Origin of the sequence: Micromonospora sp. NPDC005686, assembly GCF_042871665.1 — a bacterium.
Classification (GTDB): Bacteria; Actinomycetota; Actinomycetes; order Mycobacteriales; family Micromonosporaceae; genus Micromonospora.
On sequence record NZ_JBIAIY010000003.1, the window covers coordinates 285,909 to 305,111 of the forward strand.

A 19,203-nucleotide genomic window follows, 5' to 3' on the forward strand; every position below is an offset into this window, starting at 1 on the left:
CCCGGCGTGCCCGCCGGGACCCGGAGCGCCGGTCAGGCGGGGCTGCCGGTCACCGTGTCTCCGGACCTGACTATCCGGTACGTGACCTGGGTGCCGCTCCAGAAGTGGAAGGTGAGCGTGACCGGGCCGTCGTCGACCTCGGCGAAGAACTCCGGCTTCAGGAGGATCGTGTTCGCGGCGTAGTCGGGCTGGAAGTGCGTCCAGAACTCCTTGTACGGAGTCCAGTCGGCCGGCCCGGCGGGGCTGCCGTCGGCGTACTTCGCCTCCATCGTGGCCAGCTCGTCGCCGTTGAACCGGGTGGGGAGGGCGAAGGCGCCGGTCGTGCCGGTCGCCGCGGACTGCGTCGGCGGATCGTACGAGACGACGCTGATCTGCCACGGCACGCCGGCGGAGAAGCGGGCCTCGACGGTGGCGTTGACGCCCGGGGCGCGGCTGCCGGCCAGCCGGGCCACGGCCGCCCCGGTCAGCGTGAGCGTGGCGCCCGAGACGGTGTAGTCGGCGCCCTCGGCCAGCCTGGTGCCGCCCTGCCACAGCCCCTGGAACGTCGTGCCGTGCAGATCGAGCGTGAGTGCCTTGCCGGTGACGGCGCCGGTGCGGGCCACGTAGATCCGGTCCGAGGACGCGGTGGCGGAACGGGTGGTCCAGCTCGCCTTCATCAGCGCGAACAGGCCGGGGTCGCGCCACTGGAGGTCGTTGCGGTTGAGGAACGAACCGGCGTCCCAGAGGACAGTGGTGAGACCCCGGCTGCGGGCGTGGTAGCCGACGGCCTCGAAGAACTTGAGTAGTTCCCCGCGCTCGATGATGCCGGGCCGGGTGTAGTCGTAGCTGAGCAGCGCCCACTCGCCGATGACCACCGGGATGCCCCGGGAGACGAAAGTGTCGCGCACCCGGTTGAAGCCGTCGACCAGGTCCTGTTCGACGTTGGCGTCGTACCGGGTGCCGCCGGCGATGTTGACGCTGAACGGCCACCATCCGTAGAAGTGGACGGTCGCGGCGATGTGGTCGTCCTGGAGCCGGCCGATCGTTGCCGACAGCGCGTCGAGCCGGGCCTGCTCGGAGCTGGTGTGCAGGGTGGGCAGCACCAGTACGCGGCCGGTGTTGTTCCCGCCGGTGCGGCGTACCAGGCGGACGAACGCGGTGTTCAGCTCGTCCAGCACCTCGTCGCTCTGTGCGTCACCCGCGGTGCCGGTGAACTGCGGCTCGTTGATGCTCTCGAAGAGCAGCCTGGACGAGTGGTCGCGGAAGGTGGTGGCGATCTGGGTCCACAGGGCGGTGTACCGGTTCAACACGGTGGTGCGGTCACCGGGATAGGCGTTGAGCCACTGCCACGAGTCGTGATGCAGGTTGATCAGCACGTACAGGTCCTCGGCCAGCGCCCAGTCGACCACCTGGCGGATCCGGCTCAGCCAGGCCGCGTCGATGGTGTAGTCGGGCGCGGGACCGTGGTGGTTGCTCCAGGTCACCGGCATGCGGATGCTGCGGTAGCCCTGGGAACGCACCTGGTGCAGCAACGCCTGCGTCACCGGCGGGTTGCCCCACGACGTCTCGTCGGGGATGGCGTCGAACGTGTTCCCCAGCCCCCACCCGGGCTGCATGGCGGCCACGGTGGCCATCGCGTCGTCCGACGGCGACGGCGACGTGGACGGCGACGGCGACGGCGACCGGGAGACCGACGACGAGGGCGAGGGCGGCGGGGTGGAGGTCGGTCCGCCTCCGCTGTCGCCGCAGGTGACGCCGTTGAGGGCGAACGAGGTGGGCGCAGTGTTGGTGCCCGTCCAGGCCCCGTTGAACCCGAAGGACACGCTCGCGTCGGTGCCGATCGTGGCGTTGTAGCTCATGTTCTTCGCGGTCTGCCGGGCGCCGGCCGCGGTGACCGTCGCGTTCCATGCCTGCGTCACCCGCTGCCCGGACGGGAACGTCCAGGTCAGCTCCCAGCCGTTGACCGGGCTGCCCAGGTTGGCGACCGTGACGCCGGCGGTGAAGCCACCCGGCCACTGCGACGGCACGGTGTAGGTGACCCGGCAGCCGGCGGCGGCCTGGGCGTTGCCGGTGACGGTCAGGCCGCCGGTGACGGTGAGGGCCGCGACGGCGGCCACCAGGCAGATCCGCCGGCGGATCCGCCGGACGTTGCGTTCACTCATGAGGGGCTCCTCGCCGTGCTGGCGGTGTGGTCGGTGCCGGACGTGCGCGCCGGATCGCGTGGCGGCCGGCGGCGTGCCGGTGCGCGGCGCCTGCCCGGGGCGTGCGCGACGAGGTGGCGAGGGCTCCCACGGCTCGACCGAGGTCATTGATGTGACCGATAACATCGTCAGCCGTCGATGAGACTACCGGATGCGCGTGGAAACGTCGCGTGACCCCGCCGCCGGTTTCGATATCGTCGTGGTCGCCCGCGGCCGGCGCGGCCCGGCGGGGACGAGCGGGGACGCACGAACGCGGGAGGCGCGATGCGGATCGGGGAGCTGTCGGCGCGTACCGGGGTCAGCGCCCGGTCCATCCGGTACTACGAGCAGCAGGGCCTGCTCGCCGCCCTGCGGACGCCGAGCGGGCAGCGGGTCTTCGCCGAGTCGGCGGTGGACCGGATCCGGCTCATCCAGCGGCTGTTCGACGCCGGCCTGAGCAGCCGCCGGATGGCCGAGTTGCTGCCCTGCGTGACCGATCCGGAGATCCGCACCTCGCGGCTCACCGACCGGCTGCGCGAGGAGCGGGCCCGGATGACCGCCGAGATGGCACGGCTCGCGCACGCCGTCGCGGTGCTCGACGACGTGGTGTCCGACATGACGGTGACCGAGGACACCCGGGATCCGGCCGCCTGAGCACTTGCCCTTGACACCGGTGTCAACTCCTAGCGTCGGGCCATGAACGCGACTCTGGACACCGCATCGCCGGTGGCGCCGCTGCTGGAACCCGTCACCGTCGCCGGGCTGCCGTTGCCGTCCCGCTTCGTGATGGCGCCGATGACCCGGCACCGCGCGCCGGGTGGCGTGCCGACGCCGCAGATGGCCGACTACTACCGGCGCCGCGCCGCGGCGGGCATCGGCCTGATCGTCACCGAGGGCGTGCTCGTCGACCACCCCAGCGCCGGCCACGAGGACACCGTGCCGCGGGTGACCGCCGGCGCTGCGGAGGCCGGTTGGCGGGGCGTGGTCGACGCGGTGCACGCCGCCGGCGGCCGGATCGCCGCGCAGCTGTGGCATCTGGGCAGCCTCCGCGAACCGGTCGACGGCCGTCCGGCCTGGACCCCCTCGGGGGTACGCGAGCCGGGCCGCCCGGCGCCGCACGCGATGACCGCCGCCGACGCGGACGTGCTGCTGGCGGCGTACACGGACGCGGCACGGGTGGCGGTCCGGGCCGGATTCGACGCGGTCGAGATCCACGCCGCGCACGGTTACCTGCTGGACGAGTTCCTCTGGCCGTACACGAACCGCCGGACCGACGCGTTCGGCGGCTCGCCGGCGCGGCGGGCGGCGTTCCCGGCGGCGGTGGTGCGTGCGGTACGCGCACAGGTCCCCGCGGGCCGCCCGGTGATCGTGCGGTTCTCCCAGTTCAAGGAGCGGGCGTTCGACGCCCGGATCGCCGACACCCCGGCCGAGCTGGCGCAGATCCTCACCGCGTTCGCCGAGGCCGGCGCGGACGTGTTGCACGCCTCACAACGCCGCTTCTGGCAACCGGCGTTCGCCGGCTCGGCGCTGAACCTGGCCGGCTGGGCCAAGCGCCTCACCGGCCTGCCGACGATCACCGTCGGCTCGGTGGGGCTGCGGCGGGACTTCCTGCGCCCGGCCGGCCCGGAGTCGGTGGCGGGCCTGGCCGCACGGCTGGTGGACGGGGAGTTCGACCTGGTCGCGCTCGGCCGCGCGCTGCTGGGCAACCCGGCCTGGGTGACGCACGCCGCCACCGGCCGGCTGGACGAGATCGTCGACTACCGCAAGGCGCACGAGGACGTCTATCCCTAGGCGGCGGGGGGTTGACGCCGGGGGATGTTATCGCTCACAGTCGATGGCAGGGCATGAGCGCCGCAAGGCTCACCGGGCGAGCCGCGCTGGGCGTACCTCGACACCGTCACCGGACGCGGGGTCGGGGACTCGCACCACCACCATCGCGTAACCCCCGGAAGAGGAATCCGCATGAGACGAAAGAGAGCCTTGCTGACCACCGGCATCCTGGCCGGCGCGCTCGCCGCCGGGATGGCGGTGACCCTGGCGCCGGCCGCGAGCGCCGGCACCACGCTGCGCGCGGCGGCGGCCGAGAAGGGCCGCTACTTCGGTGCCGCGGTCGCCACCGGCAAGCTGTCCGACAACACGTACACGACGGTGTTGAACCGCGAGTTCAACTCCGTGGTGGCCGAGAACGAGATGAAGTGGGACGCCACCGAGCCGCAGCAGGGGCGGTTCACCTACACCGGTGGCGACCGGCTGGTGAGCCACGCCCGCGCGAACGGGATGTCGGTGCGCGGGCACGCACTGCTCTGGCACCAGCAGCAGCCGTCGTGGGCGCAGGGCCTGTCCGGCAGCGCGCTGCGCAACGCCGCGATCAACCACGTCACCCAGGTCGCCACCCACTTCCGGGGGCAGATCTACGCCTGGGACGTGGTGAACGAGGCGTTCGCCGACGGCGGCGGCGGCGGGCGTCGCGACTCGAACCTCCAGCGCACCGGCAACGACTGGATCGAGGCGGCCTTCCGGGCGGCCCGCGCGGCCGACCCGGGCGCGAAGCTCTGCTACAACGACTACAACACCGACGGCATCAACGCGAAGTCGACGGGCATCTACAACATGGTCCGCGACTTCAAGTCGCGCGGCGTGCCGATCGACTGCGTCGGCTTCCAGTCGCACCTGGGCACCACGATTCCCGGCGACTACCAGGCCAACCTCCAGCGCTTCGCCGACCTGGGCGTCGAGGTGCAGATCACCGAGCTGGACGTGATGACCGGCGGCAACCAGGCGAACATCTACGCCGCTGTCACCCGCGCCTGCCTGGCGGTGTCGCGCTGCGCCGGCATCACCGTGTGGGGCGTGCGGGACTGCGACTCGTGGCGCGGTTCGGACAACGCGCTGCTGTTCGACTGCTCGGGCAACAAGAAGGCGGCGTACAACGCGGTGCTCGACGCGCTGAACGCCGGGGGCGGCAACCCGCCGCCGACCACCACCCCGCCGCCGAACAACCCGACCACCCCGCCGCCGAACAACCCCACCACGCCGCCGCCGGGTCAGGGCGGATGCTCGGCGTCGGTGACGCTGAACTCGTGGACCGGCGGGTTCGTGGCGACGGTGAAGGTGACGGCGGGCTCCTCGGGCACCCGGGGCTGGACCGTCAGCATGACGCTGCCGGGCGGCGCGAGCATCACCAACACCTGGAGCGCGACGGCCAGCGGGAACAGCGGCGCGGTGCGGTTCACGAACGTGGACTACAACGGCCAGCTCGGCGCCGGCCAGAGCACCGAGTTCGGGTTCCAGGGCAACGGCAGCGGATCGGGCCTGACGCCCACCTGTTCCGCTAGCTGAGCCAGGGCCACCGCGAGGGCGACCGCGCCGTCGCCCTCGCGGTGCTCCACCACATCTCCCGTCCGACCTGGACCGTCGCCTCTGTTACGAGAAAGAGACGTGCGCATTTCGCGCGATTGGTTGACGGGGCAACTTGTGAGCGTTAACACTCGCCGTGAGGGTTACCTGTGTCACAGGGACCGCCACGACAGGGAGGACGCTCGTGCGCAGACGACTTCTGGCCGCACTCAGCGGTGCCGCGCTCGTGATCAGCCTGACCGCCTGCAGCGGCGAGGGCGCGGGAGGCGGCGGAGACACCAGCTCGGCCAAGCCCGGCGACCTGACCATCGGCGTCTCGATGCCGACCCAGACCTCGGAACGGTGGATCGCCGACGGCAATTCGGTGAAGGAGAAGCTGCAGGCGAAGGGCTACAAGGTCGACCTCCAGTACGCCGGCGACGACATTCCCACCCAGTCGCAGCAGATCGACCAGATGATCACCAAGGGCGCCGACGTGCTGGTCATCGCCCCGATCGACGGCACCGCCCTCAGCGGGCAGCTCCAGGCCGCCGCGGCGGCGAAGATCCCGGTCATCTCCTACGACCGGCTCATCCGCAACAGCCCCAACGTCAGCTTCTACGTCAGCTTCGACAACTACAAGGTCGGCGTGGCGCAGGCCAACGCGCTCCTGGTCGGGCTCGGCCTGCTCACCAAGGACGGCGCCAAGGGTGCCGCGACCGGCCCGTTCAACGTGGAGCTGTTCGCCGGCTCGCTCGACGACAACAACGCCGGTTTCTTCTTCAACGGCGCGATGGACACGCTCAAGCCGTACTTCGACGCCGGGACGCTGAAGGTCAAGTCGGGGCAGACCAAGATCGAACAGGCCGCCATCCTGCGCTGGCAGCAGGAGACCGCGCAGAAGCGGATGGAGGACCTGCTCACCTCCAGCTACAACGACGGCAGCAAGGTCGACGGCGTGCTGTCGCCGTTCGACGGCCTGTCCCGGGGCATCATCACCGCGCTGCAGAACGCCGGCTACCGCGGCGGCGCGAAGAAGATGCCGGTGGTGACCGGCCAGGACGCCGAGGTCGCCTCGGTCAAGCTCATCAACGACGGTGTGCAGAGCTCCACCGTGTTCAAGGACACCCGGCTGCTGGCCGAGCAGGCGGTCATCGCCGCCGAGGCGTTCCTGCGCAAGGAGGAGCCGAAGGCCAACGAGACCAAGGCGTACAACAACGGCGTCAAGGTCGTGCCGGCGTTCCTGCTGCCGGTGCAGACCGTCTACAAGGAGGACATCAAGTCCGTCCTCGTCGACTCGGGCTACCTGACCGAGGCGGAGGTGGCCGCCGGTCGAGCCGGCTGACCCCGCGGCGACGGGCCCGGCGGCCACCGCGCCCCGGGCCCGCCCGCTCCGGACACCACGACCACGAGCAGGACGGATATCCATGAGCGATCACATCCTCGAGATGCGTGGCATCACGAAGACCTTCCCCGGGGTGACCGCGCTCCAGGACGTCTCGCTCGCCGTACGGCGCGGCGAGATCCACGCGATCTGCGGTGAGAACGGCGCCGGCAAGTCCACCCTGATGAAGGTGCTGTCCGGTGTCTATCCGGCGGGCAGCTACGACGGTCAGATCGTCTTCGACGGCGAGCCGGTCGGGTTCCGGGGGATCCAGGACAGCGAGGCCCGCGGCATCGTCATCATCCACCAGGAACTGGCGCTGGTGCCCTACCTGTCGATCGCCGAGAACATCTTCCTCGGCAACGAGCGCCGCGGCCGCGGCGGGCTCATCGACTGGCATCGGACGAACGCGGAGGCCGCGGCGCTGCTGCGGTCGGTCGGGCTGCACGAGAACCCGGTCACCCCGGTCATCCAGCTCGGTGTCGGTAAGCAGCAACTCGTGGAGATCGCCAAGGCGTTGTCCAAGCGGGTCCGGCTGCTGATCCTCGACGAGCCGACAGCGGCACTCAACGACGTCGACTCGGCGCACCTGCTGGACCTGCTGCGCCGGCTGCGCGACCAGGGCATCACCTGCATCATGATCTCGCACAAGCTCGGCGAGATCACGGCCGTCGCCGACTCGACCACTGTGATCCGCGACGGCCGTACCGTCGAGACGCTGGACATGTCCGACGGCGCCGTCACCCAGGAGCGGATCATCCGCGGCATGGTCGGGCGCGACCTGGCCGCCTTCTACCCGACCCGCAGCGTGGCGCCCGGCGAGGAGGTGCTGCGGATCGAGGACTGGTCGGTGCGCCACCCGACCCAGGACCGCCTGGTCGTCGACCGGGCCTCGCTGCGCGTGCGGGCCGGCGAGGTCGTCGGCATCGCCGGCCTGATGGGCGCCGGGCGTACCGAACTGGCGATGAGCGTGTTCGGCCGGTCGTACGGCCGGGACATCCGCGGCCGGCTCTTCGTCAAGGGCCGCGAGGTACGGGCACGCACGGTGGCCGAGGCCATCGCCAACGGCATCGCGTATGCCACCGAGGACCGCAAGCGCTACGGCCTCAACCTGATCGACGACGTGCGGGGCAACGTCTCGGCCGCCGCGCTGGACAAGCTGGCCCGCCGCGGCTGGATCGACGGCAATCGGGAGATCCAGGTCGCCGAGCGGGGGCGGCGCGACATGAACATCAAGGCGCCGACGGTGATGTCGGTGGTGGGCAAGCTCTCCGGCGGCAACCAGCAGAAGGTCGTGCTGGCGAAGTGGCTGTTCACCGACCCGGACGTGCTGATCCTCGACGAGCCGACCCGGGGCATCGACGTGGGCGCCAAGTTCGAGATCTACACGATCGTCAACCGGCTGGTGGCCGACGGCAAGGCCGTCGTGCTCATCTCCTCCGAACTGCCCGAGCTGCTCGGCATGTGCGACCGCATCTACACCCTGGCGGCCGGCCGGATCACCGGGGAGATGCCGGTGGCCGACGCCACCCAGGAGAACCTGATGGAACTCATGACCAAGGACAGGGATCTCGTCGGATGACCAGCACGAAGCCTCCCCCCGAAACGAAGATCGCCGCCCCGGACACCGGCGCGGCGGCGACCCTGCACACCGGCACCAGCGACCCGCGCGCGCTGATCCTGGGCAACCTGCGGCAGAGCGGCATCTACATCGCCCTGGTGGTGATCGTGGCGCTGTTCGCGGTCCTCACCGACGGTGTCTCGCTGAGCCCGGGCAACCTGACGAACATCGTCCTCCAGTACTCCTACATCCTGGTGCTCGCGATCGGCATGGTCATCGTGATCATCGGCGGGCACATCGACCTGTCGGTGGGTTCGGTGGTGGCGCTCACCGGGGCGGTCTCGGCGGTGCTCGTCATCCGCGAGGGCCTGCCCTGGTGGGTCGGCGTCCTGGCCGCGCTCGCGGTGGGTGTCGCGGTCGGCGCGTGGCACGGCCTCTGGGTCGCGTACGCCGGCATCCCGGCGTTCATCGTCACCCTGGCCGGCATGCTCCTGTTCCGTGGCCTGACGCTGCGCGTGCTGGACAACATCTCGCTGTCGCCGTTCCCCGAGGAGTACCAGCGGGTCGCCGCCGGATTCCTCAACGGACTGCTGGGCGGCCAGGGCTACGACGCGTTCACGCTGTTCATCGGCGCGTTCGCGGTGGTCGGGTACGCCGCGAGCGTGTTCCGGACCCGGGTCGCCCGGGTGCGCCACGAGCAGCCGGTGGAGTCGTTCCCGCTGTTCGTCCTGCGGGTCGTGGTGGTCGGCGCCGTGGTCATGTGGTTCGCCTGGCAGCTCGCCCACGCCCGGGGCCTGCCGATCGTGCTGATCGTGCTGGCCGTGCTCGTGCTCGTCTACGGCCTGCTCACCCGACGGACGGTGTTCGGCCGCCGGGTGTACGCCATCGGCGGCAACCTGCCGGCGGCGATGCTGTCCGGCGTACGGGTGAAGCGGGTCAACTTCTGGATCTTCGTCAACATGGGCTTCCTGTCCGGCGTGGCGGGCGTGATCTACTCGTCCCGCTCCAACGGGGCCCAGCCGGCGGCGGGAAACATGTTCGAGCTGGACGCGATCGCCGCGGCCTTCATCGGCGGCGCGGCGGTCACCGGAGGCGTCGGCACCGTGGTCGGCGCCATGGTGGGTGGCCTGATCATGGCGGTGATGAGCAACGGGATGCAGCTCATGAGCATCGACCAGTCCGTCCAGTCGGTGGTGAAGGGCCTGGTGCTCCTCGTGGCCGTGGCGTTCGACATCTGGAACAAGCGCCGGGCCTCCGGCGCCCGGTGACGGCCGGCCGGACGCTCGCCCCTTCGTCCGGCCGGCCGCCGTTCACCGGCGGTAGCCGCTCAGGCCCGGCTCCACCGTTGGTTGGTGTTGCCGTGGCAGGTCCAGAGGATCACCCGGGTGCCGTTCGCGGTGCCGGCGTTGTCGACGTCCAGGCACAGCGACGGGAAGCGCACGTTGCTCACCGTGCCGTTGCCGTTGAACGTCCACTGCTGGTTGGTGCCGCCGTTGCAGTCCCAGATCTGCACCCGGGTCCCGGCCGTCGCGCTGGTCGGCACGTCCAGGCACTTGCCGAGCACCTGCAACGCCTGCCCGTTGGCGGTGAACTGCTGGTTGGCGTTGGTGTGGCAGTCCCAGATCAGCGCTCCGGTCCCGTTCGCGGTGCCGGCGTTGTCGACGTCGAGGCACCGGCCGGACGACTCGCTGCGCAGCCGGAACGTGGCCGGGACCGGCGGCGGGGTGGTGGTGCCGCCCCCGCTGACCCGGTAGACCACGGTGCCGTGCGCGGGCACGCTCGCCGAGATCGTCCCGGTGCTGCTGGACGTGGCGTCGGTCCACGCGTCGCGCAACGTGAACGAGCTGCCGCTCTTGCCCACCGCCGCCGCCGTGGTGGAGACGGTGGTGGTCGAGCCGCCCTGGTTGAACAGGGCTACCGCCACATCGCCGTTGGCCAGCGGCTTGGCCAGCACCCGCCGGGTGCCGTCGAAGGAGACCTGGACCGCTTGGCGGCCGAGCGTGTCCTGGTTGATCGCGACCAGGTTCGCGTTCCGCAGGATGGCGAGGGTGGCCGCGTTCGCCGAGCGTACGTCGTTGCCCATCATCAGCGGCGCGGCCAGGATCGACCAGAGCGCGAAGTGGCTGCGCATCTCGGTGTCGTTCATCCCGCCCCGGCCGACTTCGAGCATGTCCGGGTCGTTGAACCCGCCGGGGCCGGCGTACCCGGCCAGGGGCACAGTGACGTCGACGATGTTCTGGATACCCATCGGGTAGCCGTTGGTCTGGCCGGTGTTCCACGCGTTGGTGATGTCCTCGGTGGTCCGCCACAGGTTCGCCACGTCGCTCCAGTTGCGCTGCGGCCCGGTCTTGGCGTGGTAGCTGTTGGGGTTGATGCTGTAGACGATCGGCCGGCCGGTGGACGCCAGCGCGTCGCGCATGATGCCGAACCGCGCCACCTGGTCGTTTATCGTCCCGGTGCCGGAGCACCAGTCGTACTTGAGGTAGTCCACGCCCCAGGCGGCGAACTGGCGCGCGTCCTGGTACTCGTGGTTGAGGCTGCCGGTGGCGCCGGGGAACGCGCCGCCGACCTGGGCGCAGGTCTTGTCCAGCGGCACCTGGTAGATGCCGAACAGCAGGCCGCGGGCGTGCAGGTAGTCACCGAGCGACTTCATCCCGCTGGGGAACCGTTGCGGGTTCGCCTGGAGGTTGCCCTGCGCGTCCCGGTTCGGGTCGAACCAGCAGTCGTCCACGACGACGTACTTGTATCCGAGGTCGCGCAGGCCGTTGCTGACGATCGCGTCGGCGGTCTGGCGGATGAGCGTCTCGTTGATGTTGCAGCCGAAGGTGTTCCAGGTGTTCCAGCCCATCGGCGGGGTACGGGCGACGCCGTTGTCCAGCGCCTGGGCGGGACGCGGGGTCATCGCCTGGTCGGTGACTGTGGCGGCGAGCGCCACCGCCGCGACGCCCAGGACGGCGAGCGCCCGTCGGGTCCATCTGCGCACTGATCCTCCTCGGTCGCCGGGCGCCGGCCGTGCCGGCGTCCGGTTGGGAGCGGCCCGCCGAACGCACGACGTCGCCCGTGGTGCACCGGGGCGTACGCGGCACGGCAGTCGAGAGGGGCCGGCGGTCACCGGCGGGCGCTCATGGGTGGTGGGTCCGGCGGTCGACGGGGTCGCCGTCCACGTCGCCGCCCGGCTGCGGCGCCGGGGTTTCCCGGACGGCGGCGCCACGAAGCTGGGATGGCCAGAATGTTATCGCTGACATCCATCCCTGTAAATAGCGGAGCGCCCTGCGGCGGCGGTGGCGACTGCCGCTCGGGCAGGTGGCGTGGCCAGAAAAAGTGCCGCTGAGTGGCACTGTGAGGGCCCGAACGGCCCCCTCCGGGCACTCCGGCCCACGGCGCTGCCCGCGCCCGCTCAGCGATCTCTGAGGGCATCGATTGTTGTCGCTAACATGGCCGCTGTCCGGGGTCGGGGACCGTGCTGGCGGCGCGTCCGCGTGGATCTCTGCGGGCGGCGGCCGCGCCGGTCCGCGCGCCCGGTTCGGGACGTGTCCGGAAGGGCCGATCCTCGTTACGCACCTGTTGCCCGGAGGTGTCTTGACGGATGTATATGTGAGCGCTAACACTATCCCCGTGACACGGCGGAGGGGCAAATGAGCGAAGTGGACGCGTCCGACCGGTATGTGATCGGGGTCGATTTCGGCACGCTGTCCGGGCGGGCGCTCGTGGTCCGGGTCCGTGACGGCGCCGAACTCGGTACGGCGGTGCACGAGTACCGGCGCGGGGTCATCGAGACCGCGCTGCCCGACGGCGGCCCGCCGCTGCCCCCGGACTGGGCCCTGCAGGACCCGGACGACTACCGCGACGTGCTGCGCCACGCGGTGCCGGCCGCGCTCGCCGAAGCCGGCGTCGACCCGTCCCGGGTGGTGGGCATCGGCACCGACTTCACCGCCTGCACGGTGCTTCCCACCCTCGCCGACGGTACGCCGCTGTGCGAGGTTCCGGAGCTGCGCGAGCGGCCGCACGCCTGGGTGAAGCTCTGGAAGCACCACGCCGCGCAGCCGCACGCCGACCGGATCAACGCGCTGGCGGCCGAACGCGGCGAGCCGTGGCTCGGCCGCTACGGCGGCAAGATCTCCGCGGAGTGGCAGTTCGCCAAGGGCCTGCAGATCCTGGAGGAGGACCCGGAGGTCTACCGGCGGGCCGAGCGCTTCATCGAGGCCGCCGACTGGATCGTGTGGCAGCTCTGCGGGGCCGAGACGCGCAACGTCTGCACCGCCGGCTACAAGGGCATCCGGCAGGACGGCCGGTACCCGTCACCGGACTACCTGGCCGCCCTCGATCCCGGCTTCACCGACTTCGTGACCAAGCTGGACGGTCCGCTGCTGCCGCTGGGCGCGCGGGCCGGCACGCTCAACGCCCGCGCCGCCGCCTGGACCGGGCTGCCCGAGGGCATCGCGGTCGCGGCCGGCAACGTCGACGCGCACGTCACCGCCGCCGCCGCCCAGGCGCTGCGCCCGGGCCGGCTGGTAGCCATCATGGGCACCTCCACCTGTCACGTGCTCAACGGCACCCACCCGGCCGAGGTGCCGGGCATGTGCGGCGTGGTCGACGGCGGCATCAGCCCCGGCGCCTGGGGCTTCGAGGCCGGGCAGAGCGGCGTGGGGGACATCTTCGGCTGGTTCGTACGCCACGCCGCCCCGGCCGGATTCGACTCGCACGAGCGGCTCACCGAGGCCGCCGCCGCCCAGCCGGTCGGCGCGCACGGCCTGGTGGCGCTGGACTGGTGGAACGGCAACCGGTCCCTGCTGGTCAACCACGACCTCAGCGGGATGGTCGTCGGGCTGACGCTCGCCACCCGGCCGCCGGACGTCTACCGGGCGCTGCTGGAGGCCACCGCGTACGGCACCCGGATGATCGTCGAGGCGTTCGCGCAGGCCGGCGTGCCGGTCGAGGACCTGGTGGTGGCCGGTGGGCTCACCTCCAACCGGCTGCTCATGCAGATCTACGCCGACGTCACCAACCGGCCGCTGAGCATCATCGGCTCCGCCCAGGGCCCGGCGCTCGGCTCGGCCATCCACGCGGCGGTGGCCGCCGGGGCGTACTCGACGATCCACGAGGCGTCCGCCGCTATGGGGCGCATCGACGAGGCCGTCTACCGGCCCGTACCGGAGAACGTGCGGGCGTACGACGCCCTGTACGCCGAGTACCGCGCGCTGCACGACCACTTCGGTCGCGGCGCGAACGACGTCATGCTCCGCCTGCGGGCGATCCGCAACGCGGCGGTGGACGCCGCCGCGGACCGCGCCCCTGCGACCCTGGAGGTGGTCGGATGAACAGCCAGGTCGACGCGTTGCGCGAGACGGTGGCCCGCCTGCACCGCGAACTGACCCGCTACGACCTGGTGGCCTGGACCGCCGGCAACGTGTCGGCCCGGGTGCCCGGTCAGGACCTGATGGTCATCAAGCCCAGCGGGGTCGACTACGACGACCTGACCGCCGAGGCCATGGTGGTCTGCGACCTGGGCGGCACGGTGGTCGACGGCGACGGCGCCCCGTCCAGCGACACCGCCGCCCACGCCTACGTCTACCGCGCGATGCCCGAGGTCGGCGGCGTCGTGCACACCCACAGCGGGTACGCCACCGCCTGGGCGGCCCGCGGCGAGGCGATCCCGTGCTGGCTGACCGCGCAGGCGGACGAGTTCGGCGGGGAGATCCCGATCGGGCCGTTCGCGCTGATCGGCGGCGACGACATCGGCAAGGGCATCGTCAGCACGCTGTCCGGGCACCGCTCACCCGCGGTGCTCATGCGCAACCACGGCGTCTTCACCATCGGCCGCGACGCCCGGGCGGCGGTCAAGGCAGCGGTGATGTGCGAGGACGTCGCCCGTACCGCCCACCTGGCCCGCGCGCTCGGGCAGCCGGTGCCGATCGCGCCGGCCGACATCGACGCGCTCTACGACCGCTACCAGAACGTGTACGGCCAACGCCCGTCGGCGCACTGACCCCGGACAGCGCCGCGCACCCCCCACCACCACACCCGGGCCGCTCCGGCTTCCGCCGGCCGCGTGCCCGGAACATCCAACCCCCGGAGGAGATTCGATGAGAAGCAGGAGTACGGCACGCACGGTCGTCGCGGCCGTCGCCGGCGTGCTGCTCGCCGCCAGCATGGCCGCGTGCGGCAACAGCGACACCGACGGCGGTTCCGGCGACGGCAACGACAAGATCGTCCTGGGCTTCTCCCAGGTGGGCGCCGAGAGCGGCTGGCGTACCGCCAACACCACCTCCATCAAGGAGGCGGCGGCCGAGGCGGGCATCGAGCTGAAGTTCGACGACGCCCAGCAGAAGCAGGAGAACCAGATCAAGGCGATCCGCAACTTCATCCAGCAGAAGGTCGACGTGATCGCCTTCTCGCCGGTGGTGGAGTCCGGCTGGGACACCGTGCTCAAGGAGGCCAAGGACGCCAAGATCCCGGTGATCCTGACCGACCGCGCGGTCGACTCGGCCGACAAGTCGCTCTACAAGACGTTCCTCGGCTCGGACTTCGTCAAGGAGGGCCGCCTCGCCGGCGAGTGGCTGGTGGAGCAGAAGAAGGCGGCGTCCGGCCCGGTCAACATCGTGGAGCTTCAGGGCACCACCGGCTCGGCGCCGGCCAACGACCGGAAGAAGGGCTTCGCCGAGGCCATCGCCACCAATCCCAACCTGAAGATCGTCGCCTCCCAGTCCGGTGACTTCACCCGGGCCGGCGGCAAGCAGGTGATGGAGCAGTTCCTCAAGGCCAACCCGAAGATCGACGTGCTCTTCGCGCACAACGACGACATGGGCCTGGGCGCGCTCGAGGCGATCACCGCGGCGGGCAAGGTGCCCGGCAAGGACATCACCATCATCACCGTTGACGCGGTGAAGGACGGCATGCAGGCCCTCGCGGACGGCAAGTTCAACTTCATCGCCGAGTGCAGCCCGCTGCTCGGCCCGCAGTTGATGGACCTCGCCAAGAAGGTCAAGGCCGGCGAGGAGGTGCCCCCGCGGATCGAGACCGAGGAGACCACGTTCACCCAGGAGCAGGCCAAGGAGGCGCTGCCCAACCGCAAGTACTGAGTCACCCGGGGGCCGCCGTCACAGCCGACGGCGGCCCCCGTACCACCACCGTCGAAGAAGAGGTCCGATGGGATGACGGGTAACCGTCCGGTCCTGACCATGACCGGCATCAGCAAGACCTTCCCCGGGGTCCGCGCACTGCACGACGTCGACTTCCGGCTGTTCCCGGGCGAGGTCCACGCCCTGATGGGCGAGAACGGCGCCGGCAAGTCCACCCTGATCAAGGTGCTGACCGGCGTCTACGGGACCGACGCGGGCGTCGTCACGCTCCACGGCGAGCAGGTCTCGTTCACCGGCCCGATGCAGGCCGCCGCGGCCGGCGTCAGCACCGTCTACCAGGAGGTCAACCTCTGCACCAACCTGTCGGTGGCGGAGAACATCTTCATCGGCCGGGAGCCCCGCCGGCTCGGCGCGGTGCGCTGGGGCGAGATGCGCCGCCGGGCACGCGACCTGCTGACCCGGCTCGACCTCGACCTCGACGTCAGCGCGCCGCTCGGCTCGTACTCGCTGGCGGTGCAGCAGATGGTCGCCATCGCCCGGGCGATCGACGTGCAGGCGCGGGTGCTCATCCTTGACGAGCCGACGTCCAGCCTGGACGCGGGCGAGGTGGCGCAGTTGTTCCGCATCATGCGGCAACTGCGCGACGAGGGGATCGCCATCCTGTTCGTCACCCACTTCCTCGACCAGGTCTACGGCATCGCCGACCGGATCACCGTGCTGCGCAACGGCACCCTCGTGGGGGAGTACCGCACCGAGGAGCTGCCGCAGTTCAGCCTGGTCGAGAAGATGATCGGCCAGGAGCTGGACGTGCTGGAGCGGCTGGACGAGCAGCAGAAGCGCGCCACAGTCGACGCGGGCGGCGAGGCGCCGCTGGTGGACGCCGCCGACCTGGGCCGGCGCGGCGCGGTCGCCCCGTTCAGCCTGCGCATCCACGCCGGTGAGGTGGTCGGCCTGGCCGGCCTGCTCGGCTCCGGCCGGACCGAGGTGGCTCGGCTGATCTTCGGCGCGGACCGGGCCGACCACGGCCAGGTCCGGCTCGACGGCACGCCGGTGCGCAACCCGATCCAGGCCATCGCCCAGGGCGTCGGGTTCTGCTCGGAGAACCGCCGGGCCGAGGGCATCGTCCCGGAGCTGTCGGTCCGGGAGAACATGATGCTGGCGATGCAGGCGGCGCGCGGCTGGCTGCGCCCGATCCCGCGCCGCAGGCAGGACGAGCTGGTCCGTAGGTACATGGAGGCGCTCAGCATCCGTCCGGCCAACCCGGAACTGCCGGTGCGCAACCTCTCCGGCGGCAACCAGCAGAAGGTGCTGCTGGCCCGCTGGCTGATCACCGAACCGCGCCTGCTGATCCTGGACGAGCCGACCCGCGGCATCGACGTCGGCGCCAAGGCCGAGATCCAGAAGCTGGTCGTGCAGCTCTCCGACGGCGGCATGGCGGTGCTGTTCATCTCCGCCGAGCTGGAGGAGGTGCTGCGCCTGAGCCACCGGGTCGCGGTCATGCGCGACCGCGAGATGGTCGCCCAGCTCGACAACGACGACACGCTCGACGCCGACCGCGTCATGCGCACCATCGCCAGTGGAACGCCCCGGGAGGAGGTGACCCGATGACCGCAGTCGCCGACCGCCTCCGACCGCTGACCGGCCACCGCCTTTTCTGGCCGGCGCTGGTGCTCGTGGTCATGATCGCCGCGAACACCGTCTACCGTCCCGGCTTCCTCGCCGTCGAGGTCAAGAACGGCCACCTGTACGGCACGCCGATCGACATCCTCCGGCTGAGCGCGCCGCTGATCCTGGTCGCGCTGGGGATGACGCTGGTCATCGCCACCGGCGGCATCGACCTGTCGGTCGGCTCGCTCTGCGCGATCAGCGGCGCGATCGCCTGCCTGCACATCAGCGGGGCGGCCGACCAGAGCAGCCCGGCCACGGTGGCCACCGCGCTCGCCCTGGCCTTCGGCGCCGCGCTCGTGCTCGGCGCGTGGAACGGCGTGCTGGTGGCGGTCATCGGCATCCAGCCGATCATCGCCACGCTGATCCTCATGGTGGCCGGGCGGGGCATCGCCCAGCTTGTCACCGAGGGGCAGATCATCACGATCAACTCCGGTCCGTACCGGGCGATCGGGCTCGGGCACTTCCTGACGCTGCCGCTGGCCATCCTGATCGCGCTCGCCGCCGCGCTGCTCGTGGCCGCGTTCACCCGCCGTACCGCGCTCGGGCTGATCGTCGAGTCGGTCGGCGGCAACGCCGAGGCCAGCCGGCTCGCCGGCATCCGGTCGCGGCGCATCGTCTTCCTCGTCTACGTGATCAGCGCGGTCTGCGCCGCGCTCGCCGGTTTCATGGTCACCGCGAACGTCTCCAGCGCCGACGGCAACGCGGCCGGCCTGTGGATCGAGCTCGACGCGATCCTGGCGGTCGTCATCGGCGGCACGTCGCTGGCCGGCGGCCGGTTCTCCCTCGGCGGCACCGTCCTCGGCGCGCTGATCATCCAGACCCTGACCACCACGGTGTACGCCATGAACATCTCGCCGCAGACGTCACTGCTGTTCAAGGCGGTCGTCGTCATCGCCGTCTGCCTCGTGCAGGCCCCGGCGTTCCGCGCCCGGTTCCGTCGCCGCCGGCGCGGGACGGAACCCGGCCCGGCGGCGCCGCAGCGGGAGAAGGAGCAGGTGCCGGCATGAGCAGCACGTCGTTGACCTCCGGCCGGTCCTGGCGGCCCAGCCTGCCCCGGCGGCACGTGCCGGTGCTGGCCACGCTCGCGCTGCTGCTGGTCATGTACGGCATCGGCGTGTCCCAGTACCGCGCCTTCTCCAACGTCCAGGTCGTCTTCAACGTCTTCATCGACAACGGCTTCCTGCTCGTCGTCGCGGTGGGCATGACGTTCGTGATCCTCACCGGCGGCATCGACCTGTCCGTCGGCTCGGTGGTGGCGATGACCGCGATGGTGTCGGCCGCGCTGCTGCGCGACGGCCTGCCTGCGGCACTGGTGCTGGTGATCGCGCTGCTGATCGGCCCGATGCTCGGTTTCCTGATGGGCTGCGCGATCCACTTCTTCGAGATCCAGCCGTTCATCGTGACACTCGCCGGGATGTTCTTCGCCCGGGGCATGTGCACGTTCATCAGCGACGCCTCCATCTCCATCACCGACGGCTTCTGGACCTCGATGTCGCAGCAGCGCATCGGCGACCCGGCCGGCAACTTCGTGTCGATAAGCGTGCTGATCGCGTTCGCGGTGGTGCTGATCGCGGCGTACGTGCTGGCGTACACCCGGTTCGGCCGCAACGTGTACGCGGTCGGCGGCAACGCGCAGTCGGCGCTGCTGATGGGCCTGCCGGTGGCGCGGACCCGGATCGCCGTCTACACGATCAGCGGACTCTGCTCGGCCATCGGCGGCATCCTGCTGTCGTTCTACACGCTCTCCGGGGCGCCGCTGATCGCGGTCGGGATGGAGCTGGACGTGATCGCCGCGGTCGTGATCGGCGGCACCGTGCTCACCGGCGGTTCCGGGTACGTCTTCGGCACCGTGCTCGGCGTGCTGGTGCTGGGCGTGATCCAGACCCTGATCACGTTCGACGGCAGCCTCAACTCCTGGTGGACCAAGATCGTGATCGGCGGTCTGCTCTTCGCGTTCATCCTCCTCCAGCGCCTCATCGGCATCCGGTTCAAGTGACGGTTCCTAGCGCGGAAGGC

General features: G+C 70.9%; 14 protein-coding genes. 12 read left to right on the forward strand and 2 right to left on the reverse strand.

Going from position 1 to position 19,203, the window contains the following annotated elements:
• Positions 1–32 precede the first annotated feature (32 nt).
• A complete protein-coding gene (locus tag ACFYON_RS08450) occupies positions 33–2,141 on the reverse strand; it encodes a cellulase family glycosylhydrolase (RefSeq protein ID WP_355094894.1) in 2,109 nt (702 codons plus the stop codon).
• A gap of 303 nt (positions 2,142–2,444) precedes the next feature.
• Here ACFYON_RS08450 and ACFYON_RS08455 point away from each other — a divergent pair, with 303 nt between their 5' ends.
• The 6 genes from ACFYON_RS08455 to mmsB all read left to right on the forward strand — a co-directional run bounded on the left by ACFYON_RS08455 (position 2,445) and on the right by mmsB (position 9,708).
• A complete protein-coding gene (locus ACFYON_RS08455; RefSeq protein ID WP_355094896.1) occupies positions 2,445–2,813 on the forward strand; it encodes a MerR family transcriptional regulator in 369 nt (122 codons plus the stop codon).
• A gap of 42 nt (positions 2,814–2,855) precedes the next feature.
• Positions 2,856–3,950: a 12-oxophytodienoate reductase gene (locus ACFYON_RS08460; protein ID WP_355094898.1), complete on the forward strand. Its 1,095-nt coding sequence runs from the start codon at positions 2,856–2,858 to the stop codon at positions 3,948–3,950.
• A 171-nt stretch (positions 3,951–4,121) separates the two neighbouring features.
• The gene (locus ACFYON_RS08465) at positions 4,122–5,498 is read left to right on the forward strand and encodes an endo-1,4-beta-xylanase (protein ID WP_387188617.1); all 1,377 of its coding nucleotides are present in this window, start codon (positions 4,122–4,124) and stop codon (positions 5,496–5,498) included.
• Positions 5,499–5,700: 202 nt separating this feature from the next.
• Positions 5,701–6,840 carry a multiple monosaccharide ABC transporter substrate-binding protein gene (chvE, locus tag ACFYON_RS08470; RefSeq protein WP_355094902.1) on the forward strand — a complete coding sequence of 380 codons (1,140 nt, stop codon included), beginning with the start codon at positions 5,701–5,703 and terminating at the stop codon, positions 6,838–6,840.
• Between the two features lie 82 nt (positions 6,841–6,922).
• On the forward strand, positions 6,923–8,461 hold the full coding sequence (gene mmsA / locus ACFYON_RS08475) for a multiple monosaccharide ABC transporter ATP-binding protein (RefSeq protein WP_354864033.1): 1,539 nt from the start codon (positions 6,923–6,925) through the stop codon (positions 8,459–8,461).
• Positions 8,458–9,708: a multiple monosaccharide ABC transporter permease gene (gene mmsB, locus ACFYON_RS08480; protein WP_354864031.1), complete on the forward strand. Its 1,251-nt coding sequence runs from the start codon at positions 8,458–8,460 to the stop codon at positions 9,706–9,708. The genes mmsA and mmsB overlap by 4 nt, the downstream gene beginning before the upstream one ends.
• Positions 9,709–9,767: 59 nt before the next feature.
• Here mmsB and ACFYON_RS08485 read toward each other — a convergent pair whose 3' ends face one another.
• Positions 9,768–11,423, reverse strand: coding sequence for a ricin-type beta-trefoil lectin domain protein (locus ACFYON_RS08485; protein WP_354864029.1), 1,656 nt, complete (start codon positions 11,421–11,423; stop codon positions 9,768–9,770).
• 652 nt (positions 11,424–12,075) lie between these two features.
• Between ACFYON_RS08485 and araB the strand changes: the two genes are divergently transcribed.
• The 6 genes from araB to yjfF all read left to right on the forward strand — a co-directional run bounded on the left by araB (position 12,076) and on the right by yjfF (position 19,183).
• Positions 12,076–13,758, forward strand: a complete 1,683-nt coding sequence (gene araB, locus ACFYON_RS08490) for a ribulokinase (protein ID WP_354864027.1) — start codon at positions 12,076–12,078, stop codon at positions 13,756–13,758.
• Positions 13,755–14,426 carry an L-ribulose-5-phosphate 4-epimerase gene (locus ACFYON_RS08495; protein ID WP_354864025.1) on the forward strand — a complete coding sequence of 224 codons (672 nt, stop codon included), beginning with the start codon at positions 13,755–13,757 and terminating at the stop codon, positions 14,424–14,426. Before araB ends, ACFYON_RS08495 begins: the two co-directional genes overlap by 4 nt.
• 97 nt (positions 14,427–14,523) lie before the next feature.
• On the forward strand, positions 14,524–15,519 hold the full coding sequence (locus tag ACFYON_RS08500; protein WP_354864023.1) for an ABC transporter substrate-binding protein: 996 nt from the start codon (positions 14,524–14,526) through the stop codon (positions 15,517–15,519).
• Positions 15,520–15,591: 72 nt separating this feature from the next.
• The gene (locus tag ACFYON_RS08505; protein WP_357710961.1) at positions 15,592–17,127 is read left to right on the forward strand and encodes a sugar ABC transporter ATP-binding protein; all 1,536 of its coding nucleotides are present in this window, start codon (positions 15,592–15,594) and stop codon (positions 17,125–17,127) included.
• Entirely contained in the window at positions 17,124–18,194 is a 1,071-nt protein-coding gene (locus tag ACFYON_RS08510; RefSeq protein WP_354864019.1) for an ABC transporter permease, read from the forward strand. Before ACFYON_RS08505 ends, ACFYON_RS08510 begins: the two co-directional genes overlap by 4 nt.
• On the forward strand, positions 18,191–19,183 hold the full coding sequence (gene yjfF / locus ACFYON_RS08515) for a galactofuranose ABC transporter, permease protein YjfF (protein WP_354864017.1): 993 nt from the start codon (positions 18,191–18,193) through the stop codon (positions 19,181–19,183). The genes ACFYON_RS08510 and yjfF overlap by 4 nt, the downstream gene beginning before the upstream one ends.
• Positions 19,184–19,203 lie beyond the last annotated feature (20 nt).

Bases quoted from the DNA above. Each gene is read 5' to 3' on its own strand.
- ACFYON_RS08450 (WP_355094894.1), bottom strand. From the start codon at position 2,141: ATGAGTGAACGCAACGTCCGGCGGATCCGCCGGCGGATCTGCCTGGTG.
- ACFYON_RS08455 (WP_355094896.1), top strand. From the start codon at position 2,445: ATGCGGATCGGGGAGCTGTCGGCGCGTACCGGGGTCAGCGCCCGGTCC.
- ACFYON_RS08460 (WP_355094898.1), top strand. From the start codon at position 2,856: ATGAACGCGACTCTGGACACCGCATCGCCGGTGGCGCCGCTGCTGGAA.
- ACFYON_RS08465 (WP_387188617.1), top strand. From the start codon at position 4,122: ATGAGACGAAAGAGAGCCTTGCTGACCACCGGCATCCTGGCCGGCGCG.
- mmsA (WP_354864033.1), top strand. From the start codon at position 6,923: ATGAGCGATCACATCCTCGAGATGCGTGGCATCACGAAGACCTTCCCC.
- mmsB (WP_354864031.1), top strand. From the start codon at position 8,458: ATGACCAGCACGAAGCCTCCCCCCGAAACGAAGATCGCCGCCCCGGAC.
- araB (WP_354864027.1), top strand. From the start codon at position 12,076: ATGAGCGAAGTGGACGCGTCCGACCGGTATGTGATCGGGGTCGATTTC.
- ACFYON_RS08495 (WP_354864025.1), top strand. From the start codon at position 13,755: ATGAACAGCCAGGTCGACGCGTTGCGCGAGACGGTGGCCCGCCTGCAC.
- ACFYON_RS08500 (WP_354864023.1), top strand. From the start codon at position 14,524: ATGAGAAGCAGGAGTACGGCACGCACGGTCGTCGCGGCCGTCGCCGGC.
- ACFYON_RS08505 (WP_357710961.1), top strand. From the start codon at position 15,592: ATGACGGGTAACCGTCCGGTCCTGACCATGACCGGCATCAGCAAGACC.
- ACFYON_RS08510 (WP_354864019.1), top strand. From the start codon at position 17,124: ATGACCGCAGTCGCCGACCGCCTCCGACCGCTGACCGGCCACCGCCTT.
- yjfF (WP_354864017.1), top strand. From the start codon at position 18,191: ATGAGCAGCACGTCGTTGACCTCCGGCCGGTCCTGGCGGCCCAGCCTG.